Origin of the sequence: Ureibacillus massiliensis 4400831 = CIP 108448 = CCUG 49529 (genome assembly GCF_000772965.1) — a bacterium.
Taxonomy (GTDB): Bacteria; Bacillota; Bacilli; order Bacillales_A; family Planococcaceae; genus Ureibacillus; species Ureibacillus massiliensis.
Genome location: NZ_JPVQ01000009.1, coordinates 1 through 19,650 on the forward strand (window position 1 = coordinate 1; position 19,650 = coordinate 19,650).

18 protein-coding genes are annotated in these 19,650 nt (G+C 35.8%); 15 read left to right on the plus strand and 3 right to left on the minus strand.

Features of this window, described 5'->3' with window-relative positions; translation table 11 throughout:
- Nucleotides 1–119 precede the first annotated feature (119 nt).
- Genes CD30_RS06735 through CD30_RS06745 form a run of 3 tightly spaced genes read right to left on the minus strand, consistent with a single transcriptional unit; the run spans nt 120 to nt 1,965 of the window.
- Nucleotides 120–740: an ABC-2 transporter permease gene (locus tag CD30_RS06735; protein ID WP_036174313.1), complete on the minus strand. Its 621-nt coding sequence runs from the start codon at nt 738–740 to the stop codon at nt 120–122.
- Nucleotides 700–1,587, minus strand: coding sequence for an ABC transporter ATP-binding protein (locus CD30_RS06740; RefSeq protein ID WP_052126086.1), 888 nt, complete (start codon nt 1,585–1,587; stop codon nt 700–702). The genes CD30_RS06735 and CD30_RS06740 overlap by 41 nt, the downstream gene beginning before the upstream one ends.
- Nucleotides 1,588–1,965, minus strand: a complete 378-nt coding sequence (locus tag CD30_RS06745) for a GntR family transcriptional regulator (RefSeq protein WP_036174315.1) — start codon at nt 1,963–1,965, stop codon at nt 1,588–1,590.
- Between the two features lie 142 nt (nt 1,966–2,107).
- Here CD30_RS06745 and CD30_RS06750 point away from each other — a divergent pair, with 142 nt between their 5' ends.
- The 15 genes from CD30_RS06750 (at nt 2,108) to ymfI (ending at nt 19,620) form a co-directional block, all read left to right on the plus strand.
- Entirely contained in the window at nt 2,108–2,374 is a 267-nt protein-coding gene (locus tag CD30_RS06750) for a YlmC/YmxH family sporulation protein (protein WP_036174318.1), read from the plus strand.
- On the plus strand, nt 2,374–3,150 hold the full coding sequence (locus CD30_RS06755) for a dipicolinate synthase subunit A (protein WP_036174321.1): 777 nt from the start codon (nt 2,374–2,376) through the stop codon (nt 3,148–3,150). Before CD30_RS06750 ends, CD30_RS06755 begins: the two co-directional genes overlap by 1 nt.
- Nucleotides 3,150–3,740, plus strand: coding sequence for a dipicolinate synthase subunit B (locus tag CD30_RS06760; RefSeq protein ID WP_036174324.1), 591 nt, complete (start codon nt 3,150–3,152; stop codon nt 3,738–3,740). Before CD30_RS06755 ends, CD30_RS06760 begins: the two co-directional genes overlap by 1 nt.
- Nucleotides 3,741–3,833: 93 nt before the next feature.
- Nucleotides 3,834–4,871, plus strand: coding sequence for an aspartate-semialdehyde dehydrogenase (locus CD30_RS06765; protein WP_036174327.1), 1,038 nt, complete (start codon nt 3,834–3,836; stop codon nt 4,869–4,871).
- Nucleotides 4,872–4,889: 18 nt separating this feature from the next.
- Nucleotides 4,890–5,792: a 4-hydroxy-tetrahydrodipicolinate synthase gene (gene dapA, locus CD30_RS06770; RefSeq protein ID WP_036174330.1), complete on the plus strand. Its 903-nt coding sequence runs from the start codon at nt 4,890–4,892 to the stop codon at nt 5,790–5,792.
- 345 nt (nt 5,793–6,137) lie between these two features.
- Entirely contained in the window at nt 6,138–7,805 is a 1,668-nt protein-coding gene (locus CD30_RS06780; protein WP_036174336.1) for a ribonuclease J, read from the plus strand.
- A gap of 123 nt (nt 7,806–7,928) precedes the next feature.
- Nucleotides 7,929–10,226 carry an FtsK/SpoIIIE family DNA translocase gene (locus CD30_RS06785; RefSeq protein WP_036174339.1) on the plus strand — a complete coding sequence of 766 codons (2,298 nt, stop codon included), beginning with the start codon at nt 7,929–7,931 and terminating at the stop codon, nt 10,224–10,226.
- Between the two features lie 176 nt (nt 10,227–10,402).
- Nucleotides 10,403–11,134 (plus strand): GntR family transcriptional regulator, encoded by a 732-nt coding sequence (locus CD30_RS06790; RefSeq protein ID WP_036174342.1) that lies wholly within the window; start codon nt 10,403–10,405, stop codon nt 11,132–11,134.
- Between the two features lie 49 nt (nt 11,135–11,183).
- On the plus strand, nt 11,184–12,260 hold the full coding sequence (locus CD30_RS06795) for a BMP family lipoprotein (protein WP_036174345.1): 1,077 nt from the start codon (nt 11,184–11,186) through the stop codon (nt 12,258–12,260).
- Between the two features lie 254 nt (nt 12,261–12,514).
- Nucleotides 12,515–14,056: an ABC transporter ATP-binding protein gene (locus tag CD30_RS06800; RefSeq protein WP_036174348.1), complete on the plus strand. Its 1,542-nt coding sequence runs from the start codon at nt 12,515–12,517 to the stop codon at nt 14,054–14,056.
- A gap of 1 nt (nt 14,057) precedes the next feature.
- Nucleotides 14,058–15,107 carry an ABC transporter permease gene (locus CD30_RS06805; RefSeq protein ID WP_036174351.1) on the plus strand — a complete coding sequence of 350 codons (1,050 nt, stop codon included), beginning with the start codon at nt 14,058–14,060 and terminating at the stop codon, nt 15,105–15,107.
- Nucleotide 15,108: 1 nt separating this feature from the next.
- Nucleotides 15,109–16,068, plus strand: a complete 960-nt coding sequence (locus CD30_RS06810; RefSeq protein ID WP_036174354.1) for an ABC transporter permease — start codon at nt 15,109–15,111, stop codon at nt 16,066–16,068.
- A 268-nt stretch (nt 16,069–16,336) separates the two neighbouring features.
- A complete protein-coding gene (gene yfmF / locus CD30_RS06815) occupies nt 16,337–17,617 on the plus strand; it encodes an EF-P 5-aminopentanol modification-associated protein YfmF (RefSeq protein ID WP_036174356.1) in 1,281 nt (426 codons plus the stop codon).
- Nucleotides 17,604–18,890 carry an EF-P 5-aminopentanol modification-associated protein YfmH gene (gene yfmH / locus CD30_RS06820; protein ID WP_036174359.1) on the plus strand — a complete coding sequence of 429 codons (1,287 nt, stop codon included), beginning with the start codon at nt 17,604–17,606 and terminating at the stop codon, nt 18,888–18,890. The genes yfmF and yfmH overlap by 14 nt, the downstream gene beginning before the upstream one ends.
- 1 nt (nt 18,891) lies before the next feature.
- Nucleotides 18,892–19,620: an elongation factor P 5-aminopentanone reductase gene (gene ymfI, locus CD30_RS06825; RefSeq protein ID WP_036174362.1), complete on the plus strand. Its 729-nt coding sequence runs from the start codon at nt 18,892–18,894 to the stop codon at nt 19,618–19,620.
- Nucleotides 19,621–19,650 lie beyond the last annotated feature (30 nt).

Here is a 19,650-nt window from a genome sequence, read left to right on the forward strand (position 1 = left end):
ATCCGCATTTTAAAATGGATTGTACTTTTCTCTTTATGTCCCAGCCTCTTTTTGCATATCATACATTCTATTTACTTGTCATAAAATGTGTACAACGGTTATACAATCGTTATACACCCTCAATATTGCTTCTTCTCATACCATCTCACCGAAACAAAATATGATATTACTAATACCACTAGAGAAGCGATAGGTAATAAATTCAAGTACTGCATTAACTGGTTCAAACCAATTTCTCTAATGAAATATTGAACAAATCCAGTAGAAAATACGGGAATAAAGACAATAGCAAAAATAACGAATTTCCCTGTTTGCATTCCAAATTTAATATAAATAGGTATTGTAACAGATAAATAAATCAATGAAGTTGACAAAATTAATATAAAACCAGAAAAAAGATCCTTGAAAGATAGCAGATGAATAAGCTCACTCGAAAAGTAAACGATAGGTGATAGAATAATAAGAGTCACAATAGTCAGTAAAATACCTAAAATAAATTTACTTTGTACAATCGTTTTTCGCTCAATTGGTAACGTATTAACGAACTTATTCCAATGACTCATTTCTTCAAATGAAAAGGTTGTAGATACTTGTAATGCAGAATAAATAAGTGCCATGACAATCATTACCATACCCATCTCTGTCATAAATGATACGACAATAAAGAAGATAAAGATGAGTGACATTAATTTGAATTGTTTACTTAGTATAAGAAGATCTTTTATCAATAAAGCGCGCATTAGAAGGGGCCCCTTTCACAAAAAATAACATTATCTCTTCAATTGTTGGCTTTATAAGTTCAAATGCTGTACTAACCTGATGTCGTTTTACAAGAATTTCAAACCCAAAGCTATTTTCCCGAACTGCAATAATCGCATCTTCAGGGAGGTCTTTTGATTCATCTAACGTACCTCTCCAAATCGCGTAATCATATAAGAGGATATCTTTGCTCTCGCTAAATAATATTTCACCATCATGGATGAGTGTAATGTAATCAGCAATTTTTTCAAGATCGCTTGTAATGTGCGAAGAAAACAATATGCTATTCGTCTCGTCCTGCATATATTCTAAAAATAAATCGAGAATTTCATCCCTTACAATTGGATCGAGTCCGCTTGTTGGTTCATCTAAAATTAAAAGCTTTGGATGATGGGAAAGGGCAATTGTAATCGATAGTTTCATCTTCATACCACGGGATAGCTCTTTAATGGATTTATTCTCGGAAACCTTTAATTTTTTTAGCAGATTGAAATAATATGCTTCATCCCAAGTGGAAAAAACACTTTTCATAATGGAATTAATTTTTTTTGCTGATAACATATCAGGGAAGTGAATATCGTCAAAAACGACACCGATTTGTTCTTTTATTGCTTTTTCATTTTTTACATGGTGTTGCTCGAATATGTTTATTTCACCGTAATCCTTTTTTAATAAATTTAAAATACATTTTATTGTTGTTGTTTTCCCAGCACCATTTTCACCTACAAAGCCCATAATGGTCCCTTTAGGTAATGTAAAAGAAACACCCTTTAATTGAAATTGATGAAATTTTTTTGATAAGTTTCGTACTTCAATCGCATTTTGCATTTATACTTCCTCCTCTAGTAATAGCGAAAGTAGATCTAACACTTCTTTAGGTGGTAAATCTGCCGTTTTGGCAAGTTGAACTGCTTTTTGTAGATGTTCTTCTACTTGCCTTAATAATTCCTCACGTAAAAAATCTTGATTGCGCTCTGCAACAAAGCTACCTTTTCCAGCAACAGTTTCAATAAATCCATCACGTTCTAAATCTGCATAGGCTCTTTTCGTTGTCATAACACTAATTTTTAAATCCTTTGCAAGACTACGGATTGATGGCAGGGGGTCTCCTGCAATTAGTTTTCCTGAAAGAATACTTTGTTTAATTTGTTGAGTAATTTGTTCATATATTGGTTTGTCACTTGCATTACTTAATTTAATAATCATTGTTGCACCACCTTATTCCACAACTGTATATACACAGTATACACAGATGTGACAACCTTGTCTATTGAAAACTTTTTATTTGGGCATCACTCATGATTTAATCGCTGCATATGCTAACAATGAGCTCGGGAGGAGGGAAAACATGCTGTTATCGGAGCTTGCTGAAAAAGAGCTAATCGAAATGGAAAATGGCGTTCGTTATGGCTATTTAGCTGAAACAGAATGCGTATTTGATCCGAAAACTGGAATAATTTACGGTTTTGAATTGGCAGATCAATCTGCTAAAATACCTTTTCAAAAGAAAAAACCAGCACAAACGATGTTTATTCCATGGGAAGAAATCCATTTAATCGGTGAGGATCGAATTCTATTTCGAAAAGCAAAACCAACAAGAAAACAGTATGAATAATGGTAAATGAGAAATGGCTTATAATTGGTCAAGATGCGAGATTAAAAAGCTTAGCGAAAAAGTTAAGTAATGAAAATCGTACTGTTTATTACAAAAACGAAACCGTTTGGAATGAAGATTTAAATCGAACAGCTATTGATTTTGAGCCCAATATGGTTGTATTACCAATCCATCCTCTACCAATCCATGTACCGATTGTATTAGGATTAAAAAATTCTAAAATATTTGCAGGAAAATTAAATGAAGAATGGCAAGAAATTTTAAAGGGGCAAGAAATTCATTTTTATTTACAAGATGAATCTTTTATTTGGAAAAATGCGGCATTGACAGCCGAGGCATTTCTTTCATTTTTCTATAATACAAAACAAGCAATCTACGGAAAAAAATATATCATTACAGGTTTTGGGCGTGTCGCAAAAATGCTTGCCCATGCTATAAAAAGTATCGGTGGCGAGGTTTGTATAGCTGTTCGTTCTCATATTCAACTAAATGAGGCGAAAGCATTTCAATATGAAGCGGTATATTTAGATCAAGTTGCAAGTATAGAAGGAGATATCTTCATCAATACGATTCCTGCGAAATGGTTCGATGAGAATTTTAATAGTACCATTAAAATGCCAATATATGATTTAGCTTCCTCTCCAGGGTGTTTACAAGATGATGTAATTCGTGTGAATTATGAATTGTTGCCTGCACTACCTGGAAAGTATTTTCCACAAGATGCAGCTCATGTTTTATATGAATCAATAATTGGACAAATAAAGGGGAGAGAATAATGCTAGAAGGAAAACGTATTGGACTTGGTATCACTGCATCACACTGTACGTATGAAGATGTAGTACCGAAAATTACGCAATTTACGGAGGCAGGGGCTACCGTTGTACCGATCATTACACATTCTGTATTAACAGCTGCTACTCGATTTGGAACAGGAGAAGAATGGATTGAGAAAATTGAATCGATAGCAGGGGAAAAGGTTGTTTCATCTATTGTAGAAGCAGAACCATTTGGCCCAAAAAATCCACTTGATGCAATGGTAATTGCACCTATGACAGGTAACTCCATTAGTAAATTTGCAAATGCAGCAACTGACAGTCCTGTGTTAATGGCAGCAAAAGCAACATTACGTAATGGATCTCCTGCTGTATTAGGCATTTCTACTAATGACGCCCTAGGTTTAAACGGTATTAATATAATGAAGCTATTAAATTCAAAAAATATTTACTTTATCCCATTTGGTCAAGACGATCCATTTAACAAACCTAATTCATTAATTGCAGATTTCACTAAAATGCGCGAAACAGTGGAATATGCACTTCAATATAAAAAACAATTACAGCCCTTATTTATCCAATATACGAAATAGTCAAAATTTATCTTACATTTCTTACACAAATGATTTAATTTATGATACAATTTTCAACATTATGTAACTAGTTTTTGAGGAGAGATGACAAGAATGACAAAGCAATTAACAGTTGCAATAGTGGGTGCAACAGGCGCAGTAGGATCAAAAATGAAAGAACAGTTAATTAAACGTAAATTTCCGATTAAACATATAAAATTTCTTGCTTCTGCTCGTTCAGCGGGGAAAGAAATCGAATTTGATGATAAATCCTATATTATTGAAGAAGCTACACCAGAGGCTTTTGAAGGTGTTGATGTAGCACTTTTCTCTGCTGGTGGTTCAGTATCGGCAAAGCTAGCTCCAGAAGCTGCTAAACGTGGTGCTGTTGTTATTGACAATACAAGTCACTTCCGTATGCATCCAGAAGTGCCATTAGTTGTACCAGAGGTGAATAGAGGAGACCTAGCAAAACATAACGGCATCATTGCAAATCCAAACTGTTCGACAATTCAAATGGTTGTAGCGTTACAGCCAATTCGTGAAAAGTTTGGTTTATCTAAAGTGTTAGTTTCTACTTACCAAGCAGTGTCAGGTTCTGGTGTCTCTGCGATTGAAGAATTACGTACTCAAAGTGAACAATGGGATGCGGGTAAAGATGTTGAAGCAAATATTTTACCAGCTAAATCTGATAAAAAACATTATCCAATTGCACGTAATGTACTTCCACAAATCGATGTGTTTACTGAAAATGGTTTCACATACGAAGAGATGAAAATGATTAATGAAACGAAAAAAATTATGCATTTACCAGAATTGCATGTAGCTGCAACTTGTGTGCGTGTTCCTGTCGTTTCAGGTCATTCTGAATCGGTTTATATAGAAGTTGAAAATGATGCTACTATTCAAGATATTTTTAATGTTTTAAAAGATGCTCCTGGAGTTGTACTTCAAGATGATATATCGCAACAAATTTATCCAATGCCAATTTATGTTGAAGGTGAAGATCCAGTATATGTAGGTCGTATTCGTCAAGACTTAGATAATAAAAAAGGCTTCCATCTTTGGATCGTTTCAGACAACTTACTAAAAGGTGCTGCACTAAACTCAATTCAGATTGCAGAAGCGATGCTTGAGGACAACTTACTATAATAGGGGTGTATTTCTAAAATGGACTTAGGTAGAATTGCCACCGCAATGGTGACGCCATTTACAGAAAATGGTCAAATTGATTATGATGTATTAGAGCAAATCATTGAATATTTAATCGCAAATGGTACAGATACGATTGTAGTATGTGGAACAACGGGTGAAGCTCCTACTTTATCTACAGAAGAAAAGCTTCAATTGATAGAGTTTACTGTAAAAAAAGTTAACAAACGTGTTCCAGTCGTAGCTGGTACTGGGGATAACGAAACTCATTATTCAATTGAAATGACGAAAAAAGCGGAGGCACTTGGTGCGGATGCAGCAATGTTGGTTGCTCCGTATTACAACAAGCCAAATCAACGTGGGTTATACGAACACTTTGCGGCTATTGCAAAAGAAACAACTTTACCACTAATTGTTTATAATGTACCTGGTCGTACAGGTGTAAATGTAGCAGCGAAAACAACAATTGATTTAAGTAAAATTCCAAACATACAAATTGTGAAAGAAGCAAGTGGGAACTTAGATCAGATGACAGACATCTTAGCAAATGTTTCAAAAGATTTTTATGTTTATAGTGGTGATGACGGTTTAACATTACCTTTACTTGCAATTGGTGGTCGAGGTGTAATCTCCGTAGCTGCACATGTTGTTGGAAACGAAATGCAAGCGATGATTCGTGCCTTTGAAGAGGGACGTCACGCGGATGCTGCTGAAATACATCAAGCTTTATTACCATTAATTCGTGAGCTTTTCTCTAGTCCAAATCCAGTACCTATAAAATATGCAATGAGTAAGGTAGGCTTTAGTATTGATAAAGTAAGACTTCCATTAGTTGCATTAGATAATGAGGAAAAGTCCTCTTTTGATCGTGTATGGAATGAATTTCAAGAAAAAGCCAAATGTTTTAAAACTCATTCTTAACTGAAAAGAAAAGTGAGTGCCTGGCATTATTGTCGGGCGCTTTTTTTGCATGCAAAAGGAAATCCATGTATTTCACTTTTTATTTGTGATATATCCAATCACACCGTATAATGGGTATTAAGTGGTTGTTTTGTTCGGGTATTCAACTTTATTCAGCATGGGAGTAAATTCTCATGAAATCGGGTCAAATACAAAAACATTATTCAATTCAGCAACGTTATCTACGTTCGCTGAATAAAGTTGAGCCTCCTGCATTTGGCACAGATTTTGGAGAGGGGTTAATCGTTCTAACACGATTCAAAATCTGTTCAACCGCAAGGGGCGCATTTATTAGGAGGAAAAAAAGTGACAATAACAAAAAATGAAGTAATCCGAGTAATCCCTCTGGGTGGAGTTGGAGAAATCGGGAAATCGATGTACGTAATCGAAATCGATGAGGAGCTTTTTGTCGTGGACAGTGGCTTAATGTTCCCAGAAGATGAAATGCTTGGAATTGATATCGTTATTCCAGATATAACATATTTAGAAGAGAACAAAGAGAGAGTTAAAGGGATTTTTCTAACTCATGGTCATGAAGATGCCATTGGTTCAATCGCCTATGTATTACAAAAAATACAAGCCCCTGTTTATGGATCAAAGCTGACGATTGCTTTAGCAAAAGAACATTTAAAAGATTTACCTGCTAAACATCATGTGAAATTCTTTGAAGTAACAAATAAAAGTCGTATGAATTTCAATTCAACTTATGTGACATTTTTCCATACAACGCATAGCATTCCAGATTCACTTGCTGTTGTGTTTCATACTTCTGAAGGTGCGATTGTTTATACAGGTGAATTTAAATTTGATCAATCGGCTAAAGGTAAGTTTAAGCCAGATATAGCAAAAATGGCTCAAATAGGTGATGAAGGGGTATTTCTTTTACTTTCTGAATCAACAGAAGCTGAAAGACCAGGCTATACGACAAGTGAAACAGTGATAGAAGAAAAACTAGCAAAATATTTTTATTCAGCCCCTGGTCGTATTTTAGTTGCAGTATATGCTTCTAACTTTATACGTATTCAACAAGTCTTTACTCAAGCTCAAGTGTCACATCGAAAAGTGGCTGTAGTTGGTAAAAGCTTGGAGAAAGTCATAAACATTGGTGTGAATCTTGGTTATTTAAAAATTGACGAAGAAACTTTAATACCAGTTCAAGATATCCATAAATATGAGGATGACGAAATTATTATTATTGTGACGAGCAACCAAGGAGAACCACTTGATGCGCTTGATAAAATAGTTCGCAAGCAACACCGAGAAATCCGAATTAAAGATACGGATACAGTGCTTATTACATTTACACCTTCCCCAGGCATGGAAATTCAAATGGGGAATGCGATGAATAATTTAGCAAAAGCTGGAGCAACAGTTCTTTCTACGGATAAAAAAGTCCATGTTTCAGGACATGGAAGCCAAGAAGATTTAAAGCTAATGTTAAATCTTTTAAAACCTAAATATTTTATCCCTATGCAGGGCGAATATCGTATGTTAATTGCCCATTCTAAATTAGCGCAAGCAATTGGTATGCAAAAATCTCAAATTTTTATTGCTGATAAAGGCGATATTGTTGAATATAAAAATGGGAAAATGCGCATGAGTGGTCGTGTCCAAGCAGGAAACGTATTAATCGATGGAATTGGTGTTGGCGATGTAGGAAATATCGTTCTTCGTGATCGAAAGCTCCTATCTCAGGATGGTATTTTTATCGTTGTTGTAACTTTAAACCGAGCACAAAAGAAAATCGCATCTGGTCCTGAAATATTATCACGAGGATTTGTTTATGTACGAGAATCTGAAGAATTGATTGTCGAAGCTACAGAGCTTGCCCGTGGAGTCATTGAGAAATATGTAAGTAAAGATACATTTGAATGGACAAACATTAAACAAGAAATCCGAGATACATTAAACACATATCTATTCCAGAAAACAAAACGACGTCCGATGATTATTCCGATTATTATGGAATATTAAAAATCATTTAATGAGGCATGGGAAAACGTAGCAAAAAGGGATTTTCTTAACCGAATAAACGGCTAAGGAAATCCTTTTTTCTTAAATAAACATAAGATTTCATTACAGAATTGGGTGAAGTAAATGGCAGAAAATAAGAAAAGACCTTCTACAAAGGCAAAGTCTAAGGGTGGACCATTAATTTTTGAAATTATAGGATTATTACTCATTGCATTTGGTATTATTGTTTATTTTGAATTTGGTGTTGTAGGAAGTGTAGTTCAATCAGCTGCAATGTTTCTTTTCGGAAATTTATATATCCTACTTCCATTTTTCTCAGTATTTCTAGCATTATTTTTAATGATTCAGAGAAAAGGAATTACATTTAAAGATCGAATTATACAAGGATCTATTTTAATCATTTGTAGCTTGTCTATTTTTAGTCATAGCTTTTTATTTGAAGATTTGACTAGAAGTGATGCAATTGTGACGGATTCTGTTTTTCGAGAGACATGGAGAATTTTGATTGACAATGGAGGAATTGCCAATCGTAGTGATGCTCTTGGTGGTGGTATGGTAGGAGCATTGCTATTCAGTTTATTCCATGTGTTATTTGACGCAGGCGGTGCAAAGGTAGCAGCTTGGGTTATCTTATTTATCGGAATGATTTTAATAACTGGCAAAGCACTTATACCATTTATATTCGAAAAAGGACCAGAATTAAAGAAAAAATTTGCTAGAAAAAGAAAGAATAAACGTAGTAGTGGTCAAAGGGAATCAAAACGACCGAAGCGTCAAGTTCAAAAGGAAGAATCACCAGCAAATGAAATCGTCGCAACAAGCTTTGAAGAACCACCGATTATCTTCAAGGAACCAGAACCAATTGAAGAACCGAAGATCTCTGCTTTTACGCAAAATATAAAAAATGATACGTCAGAAACAATTGAAGTAGACCCAGCACTAGATGCAGAATTTGAAGATGCTTTAAAACAATCTGTGGAAACAAACATTGAAAATACAGATTATGTCTTACCATCGATGAATTTACTACAGATACCGCCAGAGCATGATCAAAGTGGTGAATATTCCGTTATTCAAATGAACGCAAAAAAATTAGAACAAACCTTTTCAAGCTTTGGTGTAAAAGCAAGGGTAACGCAAGTGCATTTAGGACCAGCAGTGACGAAATATGAAATTATGCCAGATGTAGGTGTAAAGGTTAGTAAAATTGTCAGTCTTCAAGATGACCTTGCTTTGGCACTTGCTGCTAAGGACATACGAATGGAAGCGCCAATCCCAGGTAAATCAGCCATTGGGATTGAAGTGCCAAATAGTGAAATAGCTATCGTTACATTGCGTGAAGTATTAGAGGCAAAAGAAAATAATCGTCCAGATTCAAAACTCCTGATAGGTTTTGGCCGTGATATTACAGGACAAGCTATACTAGCTGAATTAAATAAAATGCCACATCTACTTGTTGCGGGTTCAACTGGTAGTGGTAAATCTGTATGTATTAATGGAATTATCGTTTCAATCTTAATGCGCGCTGCACCGCATGAAGTAAAAATGATGTTAATTGACCCGAAAATGGTAGAATTGAATGTTTACAATGGTATACCGCATTTGTTAGCTCCTGTAGTAACGGATGCGCGGAAAGCATCACAAGCGTTACAAAAGGTTGTTTCCGAAATGGAAAGAAGATATGATCTATTTTCTCATACGGGGACAAGAAATATTAAAAGCTACAATGATCATGTACAAGCGTTTAACGAAGAAAACGATGAAAAACATCCGAAACTACCATACATTGTTGTTGTTATCGATGAGTTAGCAGACTTAATGATGGTTGCTTCTCATGATGTTGAAGATTCTATAACACGTTTAGCTCAAATGGCTCGAGCAGCTGGAATTCATTTAATCATCGCAACTCAAAGACCATCTGTAGATGTTATTACTGGTGTCATTAAAGCAAATATCCCATCTCGTATTGCTTTTGCCGTATCATCTGCAGTCGACTCGCGCACAATATTAGATACAGGCGGTGCTGAAAGACTTTTAGGAAGAGGTGATATGTTATTCTTACCTGCAGGGTCATCTAAGCCTGTCCGTGTACAAGGTGCATTTGTTTCGGATTCGGAAGTTGAATCGGTTGTTGATTTTGTTATAGAACAGCAAAAGGCACAATATGACGAATCCATGATTCCTTCAGACGAGCCAGAAAAAACGGTAGAAGAGGAAACAGATGAGTTGTATGACGAAGCCGTTCAATTAGTATTAGAAATGCAAACTGCTTCCGTATCTATGTTACAAAGACGCTTTAGAATAGGCTATTCAAGGGCAGCGAGAATTGTCGATCAGATGGAAGCTCGTGGGGTTGTAGGACCACCAGATGGGTCAAGACCACGCCAAGTTTTAGTAAATAAGTCTAGTGTTGAACAATAATCATAGCGAAATAATAGGTCAAATATTCGTAATTTTTAACAATTATTGCTGTTTCAATCTATTACAGTACAGAATTTTCAATAAATCTATTTTCTTTGTGAAATAAAAATGATATAGTAATTGACGATTAGTAGGAATGTTCAACATCAGATGTCTGACCTCTTGGTGGTGATTTTATGTCTATAAAAGCTGACCATCGTCATTTATATCTTCAAGTTATTGATCGATTAAAATCGGATATTGCAAAAGGCGTTTATCCTGAAAATGAAAGAATGCCTTCAGAATTCGAATTGTCGAAAGAGCTTGGAGTTAGTCGTGCAACTTTACGTGAGGCGTTACGACTATTGGAAGAAGAAAATATAATTATTCGTCGTCACGGTGTAGGTACTTTTGTTAATCCAAAACCAGTGTTTACATCTGGCATTGAGCAATTGACAAGTATCTCATCGATGATTGAAAATGCTGGAATGACACCTGGAATGAGATTTCTCAGTGCACAGGAAGAGCCTGCAACTGAGGAGGATATAGAAAGATTTAACTGTAATGTAAATGAAAGCGTTGTTAAGATTGAACGGGTAAAAACCGCAGATGGCGAACCGGTTGTTTATTGTATCGATAAAGTACCAGCTGCTTATTTACCTTGTGACTTTCTTCAAAACAACGATGCAGATTCTATTTTCTCTTCACTTGAACAAAGTGGTGAAATACATGTTGCTTATGCGGTAACCTTCATTGATCCGCATGTGTACCATGAAGAAGTTTCACCCATTCTAAATTGTGGAAAAGAAACAGCATTACTAGTCTTAAAGCAACTTCATTATGACGACAATGACCGTGTAGTACTTTTTTCAAAAAACTTTTTTCGAGCTGATAAATTCAGCTTCCATGTAATACGTAAAAGGGTGTAGAACATTCTTTTCCTGCTAATTACTAAATCCTTATGGGGGGAATTTAATAATGAAAAAACGTAAGTTTGGTTTCGCAATGGCAAGTCTTTTAGCTGTTGGTACTTTACTTGGCGCTTGTGGTGCTAAAGAAGAAGCTGACACAACAACTAATACAGATGATGAAGCGACAACAGAAGAAACACCGTCTGACTTCTCTGTAGCAATGGTTACTGACGTAGGTGGTATTGATGACAAATCATTCAACCAATCTGCTTGGGAAGGTATTAAAAAGTTTGGTGAAGATAATGGCTTAGAAGAAGGTGACGGTGGTTATGCTTACCTACAATCTAATTCTGATGCTGATTACAACACGAACTTAAACGGGCTAATCCGTCGTAATTTCGACCTAGTATTTGGTGTTGGTTTCATGATGGGTGATGCTGTATTAGAAATCGCTGAACAAAAACCAGATGCAAAACTTGCAATCATTGACTCAGTTGCAGATGCTCCAAACGTTGCTTCAATTCTTTTCAAAGAACATGAAGGATCATTCTTAGCTGGTGTAGTTGCAGCTAGCATGACTGAAACTGGTAAAGTTGGTTTTATCGGTGGTATGGAAAGTGAAGTTATTAAACGTTTTGAAGTTGGTTTCATAGCTGGTGTTGAAGCTGTTAACCCTGATGTAGATGTTGAAATTTACTATGCAGGTGCATTTGACAAAGCTGAACTTGGTAAAACTGCTGCAAACGGTATGTACTCTTCTGGCGTAGATATTATTTTCCACGCTGCAGGTGCTACAGGTAATGGTGTATTCACAGAAGCAAAAGAACGTAAAGAAGCAGATCCAAATGCAAACGTTTGGGTAATCGGTGTTGACTCTGACCAATATGCAGAAGGTCAAGTAAACGAAGATACAAACATTACTTTAACTTCAATGTTAAAACGTGTTGACGTAGCTGTACAAGACATCGCTAAACAAGCTATGGAAGGTAACTTCCCTGGTGGAGAAACTGTTGTTTACGGTTTAGCAGACAATGGTGTCGATATTGCTGACTCTCGCGGTGCAATTCCTCAAGAAGTATTAGATTTAGTTGAAGAATACAAAACAAAAATCGTTAACGGTGAAATCACTGTTCCTGATAAATAAAATACTCTAAGATATTCCTCATCATAGGGGCTAGACTATCTAGTCTCTATGATGTTTTTATGGAAATTAATAAACACCATGTAGACTTTTTACAAAAGTTAGGATAAAAATTAAATAATCAAATACATTATTACATACACAATAAACAAAACTATATCGGAAATTGATAGATGAAAGGATACCTCTATTGTCAAAAATAGCTCCTTTCATGTGTTAATTGATGGAACCTCTATATTGGACAAGGGAGTGAAACGATGGAATATGTAATCGAAATGCTTGGAATCAGGAAAGAGTTTGGCGGATTCGTAGCAAATAACAATATCACCCTCCAAGTAAAAAAAGGCGAAATCCACGCTCTTTTAGGTGAAAATGGCGCTGGAAAGTCCACGTTGATGAACGTATTATTTGGTCTCTATCAACCAGAAGGTGGAGAAATTAAAGTAAAAGGAAAAACTGTTAAAATAACTGATCCAAACGTTGCCAATGATTTAGGGATTGGAATGGTTCATCAGCACTTTATGTTAGTTGATAAATTTTCAGTTACTGAAAATATTATTTTAGGCGCAGAGCCTACAAAACTTGGTGTGGTCAATATTAAAAAGGCTGCAAAAGAAATTCAAGCACTCTCTGAGAAATATAGTTTAGATGTCGATCCCTATGCAAAAATTGAAGACATTTCTGTTGGGATGCAACAACGTGTAGAAATATTAAAAACTTTGTATCGTGGAGCAGATATAATCATTTTTGATGAGCCAACAGCTTCTCTAACTCCACAGGAAATTTCAGAATTAATGGAAATTATGAAGCGTCTCGTTGAAGAAGGTAAATCAATTATTTTAATTACTCATAAGCTTAAGGAAATTATGGAAGTTTCTGATCGAGTAACCATTATTCGTAAAGGTGAAGGAATTGGTACAGTGGTAACCGCTGATACAAATCCTGATCAGCTAGCTGAAATGATGGTTGGTCGCCAAGTAACCTTTAAAACAGAAAAAGGTCCAGCTAATCCAACAGAAGAAGCATTACATATAGAAAACTTAGTAGTGCTTGATTATCGTGGCATTGAAAAAGTAAAGCATTTAAATTTATCTGTTCGTAAAGGTGAAATTGTCGGGATTGCAGGGATTGATGGCAATGGTCAATCTGAATTAATCGAGGCAATTACGGGTCTTCGTAAAGTGAAGAGTGGGAAAGTTATTATGAACGGACAAGATGTTACAAATAAAAAACCACGTAAAATCACTGAAACAGGCTTAGGACATATTCCATCTGATCGTCATAAACACGGTCTTGTTCTCGATTTCACAATTGGTCATAACATGGTGTTACAAACATATTACCGAGAGCCATTTTCAAAATTTGGCATTATGAACTATAAAGAAATTTCAAAAAAGGCAAATGAAATTATTGATCAATATGACGTTCGTACTGGACATGGAGAAATATCACCAGCTCGTTCTCTTTCTGGTGGTAACCAGCAAAAGGCGATTATTGGTCGTGAAGTAGATCGTAATCCAGAATTGTTAATTGCAGCGCTTCCAACACGCGGATTAGACGTTGGTGCTATTGAATTTATTCATCAAAAACTAATCGAACAACGAGATAAAGGAAAAGCGGTTCTATTAATTTCATTTGAACTAGATGAAGTAATGAACGTATCTGACCGCATTGCAGTTATACATGATGGTGAAATAGTTGATATTGTGTTGCCTAATGAAACAGACGAACAAGAATTAGGTTTATTAATGGCTGGTCAACAAAGAACTGGGACAAGCGTGACAAAGGGGGACGAATAATATGTCAAATCGAGTAGTCAATATTCTCGTTCCTATCGTTTCCGTAATTGTTGGTCTAATCGTTGGTGCGATTGTAATGGTCGCATCTGGTTATAGTCCTACAGAAGGCTATATTGCATTATGGAATGGTATTTTTGGAGATTCTTATACAATTGGTGAGTCGATTCGTCAAATTACACCATATATTTTATCTGGTCTTGCGGTTGCTTTTGCATTCCGTACTGGTTTATTTAATATTGGTGTTGAAGGTCAATTATTAGCAGGATGGACGGCTGCAGCTTATGTAGGTTATGCAGTTGAAGGCTTGCCTAGCTTTATCCACCTGCCATTAGCTTTACTAGCAGCAGCTGCTGCGGGAGCATTCTGGGCATTTATCGTAGGGTTCTTAAAAGCAAGATTATCAGTGCATGAAGTTATTACGTCAATTATGATGAACTATATCGCTCTTCATGTAACGAATGCGTTAATTAAAGTATGGTCTGATGGCGGAGATAAAACTGAAAAAATTCAAGAATCTGCATCTTTGCGTTCACCTTTTTTAGAATCAATCACAGATTATTCTCGCCTACACTGGGGAATCATTGTGGCGCTACTTATGGTTGCAGTGATGTGGTTCATTTTAGATAAAACGACTCGTGGGTATGAGTTAAAGGCTGTTGGATTTAATTCACAAGCAGCAGAATACTCTGGTATGAATGTGAAAAAGAATATTATATTAGCGATGACGATTTCTGGTGTATTTGCTGGTCTTGCTGGTGCAATGGAAGCCCTTGGTACATTCGAATATGCGTCTACTAAAGGTGGATTCACAGGAATCGGCTTTGATGGAATTGCAGTTGCCCTATTAGGCGCAAATACACCACTTGGAGTTGTATTTGGTGCGACACTGTTTGGTTCATTAAAGTTTGGTGCAAATAATATGCCAAACGAAGCAGGTATTCCAGTTGAATTGGTTGAAATTGTAATTGCCTTAATTATTTTCTTTGTAGCTTCAGGCTATGTTATTCGTTTATTATTCCAAAAATTTGGTAAGAAAAAGGAGGGGAAATAATATGAGTTTTATGGAAGTATTATATTTTATTGTCCCTTCTGCAATTTTTTATGCCGCACCATTAATTTTAGGTGCAATCGGTGCTCTATTCTCTGAACGCTCAGGTGTTGTAAACATCGGGGTTGAAGGGATCATGGTGATCGGTGCATTTGTTGGGATTATCTTTAATCTATTTACAGCAGATATGTTAGGTGGCTTTACACCATGGGCTTCCTTATTAGCTGCGATGATTGCTGGAGCTATCTTTTCTCTATTTTTAGCTATTCCTGCTGTTTCTTTCCGAGCAGATCAAACCGTTACTGGAGTAGCATTAAATATGCTTGGGATTGCAATTGCTTTATTTTTGGTTAAAATTATTTTCGATAAAGGGCAAACAGACTTTATTACTCAACGTTTCCCTCGATTCAATATTCCATTTTTAGAGGATATTCCAGTTATTGGACCAATGTTCTTTAAAAGTGTGTATGGTACGTCTATTTTAGCCATTGCGGTTGCAATTATTGCATGGTTTGTTATTTTTAAAACACCATTTGGTTTACGTCTTCGTTCTGTTGGGGAACATCCAATGGCTGCAGATACGATGGGTATCAATGTTACAAAAATGCGCTATATCGGTGTAATGATTTCAGGTGCATTAGCTGGTATTGGTGGAGCAATATACGCGCAAACAATTACAAATGACTTTGGCCATGCAACAATTAGTGGTCAAGGATTTATGGCTATTGCTGCCTTAATCTTTGGTAAATGGCATCCAATCGGAGCAATGGGAGCAGCATTATTCTTTGGACTTGCACAAGCACTAAGTATTGCTGGATCTTCCATTCCCGTTGTACAAGACATTCCATCAGTATATCTATTGATTTTACCTTATGTATTAACTATTCTTGCTCTTGCAGGATTCATTGGAAAAGCAGTAGCACCAAAAGCAAGTGGTATCCCTTATATAAAAGGACAAAGATAAGAAATTTCCTAACCAAAGAAAGTCGAGCATTTTAAATGCTTGGCTTTTAATTATGTTTCGATTTCCACATCAAATTTTTAATAATAATCCGTAAAAATAATTAAATACATATAAACTTTTGCATAAACCATAATAAGACATGTATAGTAGTGTTATGAATTGTTATTATTTAGTTCTTTGGTGATAATTTGCCAATGAATGGCTCAATAATATTTTCATTAACATGAGTCAAACTATTCGAAATTTCAAGGCAGGAAGGGGTATTTTTTTGTTTTCAACAATTGAGATTGCAAAAGGTGTTTCACTACATATCCGACAATCTACCCAATTTAAAACAGTGAACTTTTCAATAAAGTGGAGAAAGCCTTTAACGGTGAAGGATGCAGCGGAGCGATCTGTATTATCCAATGTAATGCAGCACTCAAATGGGAAATTTCCTAAATCAGCTGATTTCCGAAGCCATTTAGATGATTTGTATGGAACAGTTATGTATTTAGACGCCTCAAAACGTGGTAAAGATCATACAGTAGTCCTAAATGTAGAAACGGTGAATGACCAATATTTAGCGGAAACAAAAGTATTAGATGATGTGATTGATTTAATGCAGACGGTAATTTTTAATCCCAATTTTGAAAATGACCGGTTTGTTTCATCTATTGTTGAACGTGAGAAAGAGATGATTATCCAACGAATTCAGTCTATTTTTGATGATAAAACACGTTATGCTCAACATCGTTTAACGCAAATCATGAGACCAAATCATCCAGCGTCCATCTCAGCCAATGGTACGATTGAAGCTGTAAAAGAGGTAACTACTGAAAGCTTAACAAAAGCATATCACTCCATGATTAATAACGATAAAATTGATATTTATGTTCTAGGAGATGTAGATGTTGATGCGCTTCAACAAAAACTTGTAAATGCACTTTCATTTAAGAATCGTGAGACTATCCCATACCCAGAAACTGAGGATGAGTCGAAGGCTGAAAAAGAATATACAAATGAAAAACAAGATATGAAGCAAGGGAAATTGCATATTGGATATAGCACACCAGTTAAGTTCGGTGAAGAGGATTATCCGAAAATGCAAATATTTAACGGTGTGTTCGGTGCTTATGCTCATTCTAAGCTGTTTATGAATGTACGTGAACGTGAAAGTTTAGCCTATTATGCATCATCTTCCTATTCTTCACATTATGGTCTCGTCTATGTCGTTTCAGGGATTGAACCAGCAAATGAAAAGAAAGCGATAGAAGTTATAAAAGAACAACTAGAGGCAACGCAAAACGGTGAGATTACAGACCTTGAAATGAATCAAACAAAGGCAATGCTAGTGAACCAATTAAAAGAAGCGTTAGACTCTGCTCGTGGCCAAATCGATATTTTTGACCAATATAAAGACTTAGGTGAAGAGTTTTCAGTGGATTTATGGAAAGATCGCTGGTCGAAGGTCACAAAGGAAGATGTACAACAAATGGCATCACAACTCAAACTTGAAGCAATATACTTCTTAAGTGGAAAGGAGGGCTCTGGTGATGCAAACAATTGAGTTTAAACAGCTGGATGAAACATTATATTACGAAAAGTTATCAAATGGATTAGATGTCTACATTTTACCAAAAAAGGGCTTTTCAAAAACATTTGTAACGTTTACAACAAAATATGGCTCTGTTGACCGATCATTTAAGCCACTTGGCGAAGATGAAGTATTCACGGTGCCGGACGGTATTGCGCATTTCTTAGAGCATAAAATGTTTGAAAAAGAAGAGGGAGACGTTTTCCAAAAGTTCAGTGAAATGGGTGCTTCTGCAAATGCATTTACTTCATTTACAAGAACAGCTTATCTCTTCTCTGCAACGGATAATGTTTTAAAAAATACAGAAACATTACTTGATTTTGTTCAAGAGCCTTACTTTACAGAAAAAACAGTAGAAAAAGAAAAAGGTATTATTGGTCAAGAAATCACCATGTATGACGATCAACCAGATTGGCGTTTATACTTTGGGGTGATTGAAAATATGTTCCATAAACATCCTGTAAAAATCGATATTGCTGGTACGATTGAATCAATCGATAAAATCACAGCGGAGCATTTATATACTTGCTACAATACTTTTTACCATCCATCAAATATGCTATTGTTTGTTGTAGGTGCCGTTAATCCTGAAGAAATGATTCAGTTTATTAAAGAAAATCAAGATAAAAAAGAATTTAAAGAAGCTGAAGAAATCGAACGTCATTTTGAAGACGAACCAACAGAAGTAGCTACGAAAGCTCGCGAGTTAAAAATGGATGTTCAAAAACCAAAAGTGTATGTAGGTTTTAAAGCGAAACAAACGGATTTAAGTGGAGAAGAAATGCTAAAGCATGAATTATCCGTTCAAATTGGCCTAGAATGTTTATTTGGTCGTGCATCTGATTTCTATACAAAAGTATACGAAGCTGGCTTAATTGATGAATCGTATGCCTATGATTTCTCCTTAGAAAAAGGCTTTGGCTTTGCCATTGTAGGTTCAGATTCAGCAAAACCTGATCAGTTGGCAGAGAGCATTATAGAAGAAATGAATAAGGCGCAGTTCAACGAGGAAGCAATAGAGCGTGTGAAACGTAAGAAAATTGGTTTCTATTTAAGAGCTTTAAATTCCATCGAATTTATTGCAAACCAGTTTACTCGTTATAAATTTAATGAAATGAATTTATTCGACGCAGTTCCTGTTATTGAGAAATTAACAATAGAAGATATAAAAGAAGCATTTAAGTCTATTCAAGGCGAATCACAGCAAACAATTTTTAAAATTTTACCTGTAAGTGAGAGAAATTAAAATGAAGAAATTCGCACTTGTTCTTGGCGCATCGGGTAGTATTGGGAGTGCCATCTGCAGGCGCCTTGCACAAGATGGATGGTCTCTTTATTTACATTACAATCAAAATGATGAAAAAGTAACAACATTGCAGAAGGAATTAACTCTTGATTTTTGTGATCAAGAGTTTATTCCGGTTCATGCCAATTTTTCCGTTGAAGACGGAGCGGCGAAATTATCAACACAAATTTTTGCATTACAAGCGATTATCTTTGCAGGTGGTCATGCATATTATGGACTAGTTGAAGATACTCCCCCTAGTGAAATGGAGAAGCTGTGGCGAGTTCATGTTCAAAATCCAATTCGATTACTTGCACTTTTGTCAAATAAACTTCGAAAAAATGATGTAAGCTATTGTCTATTTATAGGATCAATTTGGGGTGAGGCTGGGGCTGCTTTCGAATCTGTGTATGCAGCAGTAAAAGGAGCTCAACATGCTTTTGTAAAGTCCTATGCGAAAGAAGCAGCGTCCAGTGGAATACGGGTTAATTCTATTGCACCTGGTTTAATCGAAACGGTTATGAACCATCATTTATCAGAAGAAGAAAAATTGGAAATTTATGAGGAAATTCCGCTTGCTCGCGCCGGTGAAGCCCGAGAAGTTGCCAATATGGTTGCCTTTTATATTAGCGGCCAAGCAGACTATGTAACAGGACAAATAATACGTTTAAATGGTGGTTGGTACATATAATCTCTGAATTTGCTCATACTAACTTTGCAA

Coding starts and splice junctions, on each gene's coding strand:
- CD30_RS06735 (WP_036174313.1), bottom strand. CDS start 740: ATGCGCGCTTTATTGATAAAAGATCTTCTTATACTAAGTAAACAATTC.
- CD30_RS06740 (WP_052126086.1), bottom strand. CDS start 1,587: ATGCAAAATGCGATTGAAGTACGAAACTTATCAAAAAAATTTCATCAA.
- CD30_RS06745 (WP_036174315.1), bottom strand. CDS start 1,965: ATGATTATTAAATTAAGTAATGCAAGTGACAAACCAATATATGAACAA.
- CD30_RS06750 (WP_036174318.1), top strand. CDS start 2,108: ATGCTGTTATCGGAGCTTGCTGAAAAAGAGCTAATCGAAATGGAAAAT.
- CD30_RS06755 (WP_036174321.1), top strand. CDS start 2,374: ATGGTAAATGAGAAATGGCTTATAATTGGTCAAGATGCGAGATTAAAA.
- CD30_RS06760 (WP_036174324.1), top strand. CDS start 3,150: ATGCTAGAAGGAAAACGTATTGGACTTGGTATCACTGCATCACACTGT.
- CD30_RS06765 (WP_036174327.1), top strand. CDS start 3,834: ATGACAAAGCAATTAACAGTTGCAATAGTGGGTGCAACAGGCGCAGTA.
- dapA (WP_036174330.1), top strand. CDS start 4,890: ATGGACTTAGGTAGAATTGCCACCGCAATGGTGACGCCATTTACAGAA.
- CD30_RS06785 (WP_036174339.1), top strand. CDS start 7,929: ATGGCAGAAAATAAGAAAAGACCTTCTACAAAGGCAAAGTCTAAGGGT.
- CD30_RS06790 (WP_036174342.1), top strand. CDS start 10,403: ATGTCTATAAAAGCTGACCATCGTCATTTATATCTTCAAGTTATTGAT.
- CD30_RS06795 (WP_036174345.1), top strand. CDS start 11,184: ATGAAAAAACGTAAGTTTGGTTTCGCAATGGCAAGTCTTTTAGCTGTT.
- CD30_RS06800 (WP_036174348.1), top strand. CDS start 12,515: ATGGAATATGTAATCGAAATGCTTGGAATCAGGAAAGAGTTTGGCGGA.
- CD30_RS06805 (WP_036174351.1), top strand. CDS start 14,058: ATGTCAAATCGAGTAGTCAATATTCTCGTTCCTATCGTTTCCGTAATT.
- CD30_RS06810 (WP_036174354.1), top strand. CDS start 15,109: ATGAGTTTTATGGAAGTATTATATTTTATTGTCCCTTCTGCAATTTTT.
- yfmH (WP_036174359.1), top strand. CDS start 17,604: ATGCAAACAATTGAGTTTAAACAGCTGGATGAAACATTATATTACGAA.
- ymfI (WP_036174362.1), top strand. CDS start 18,892: ATGAAGAAATTCGCACTTGTTCTTGGCGCATCGGGTAGTATTGGGAGT.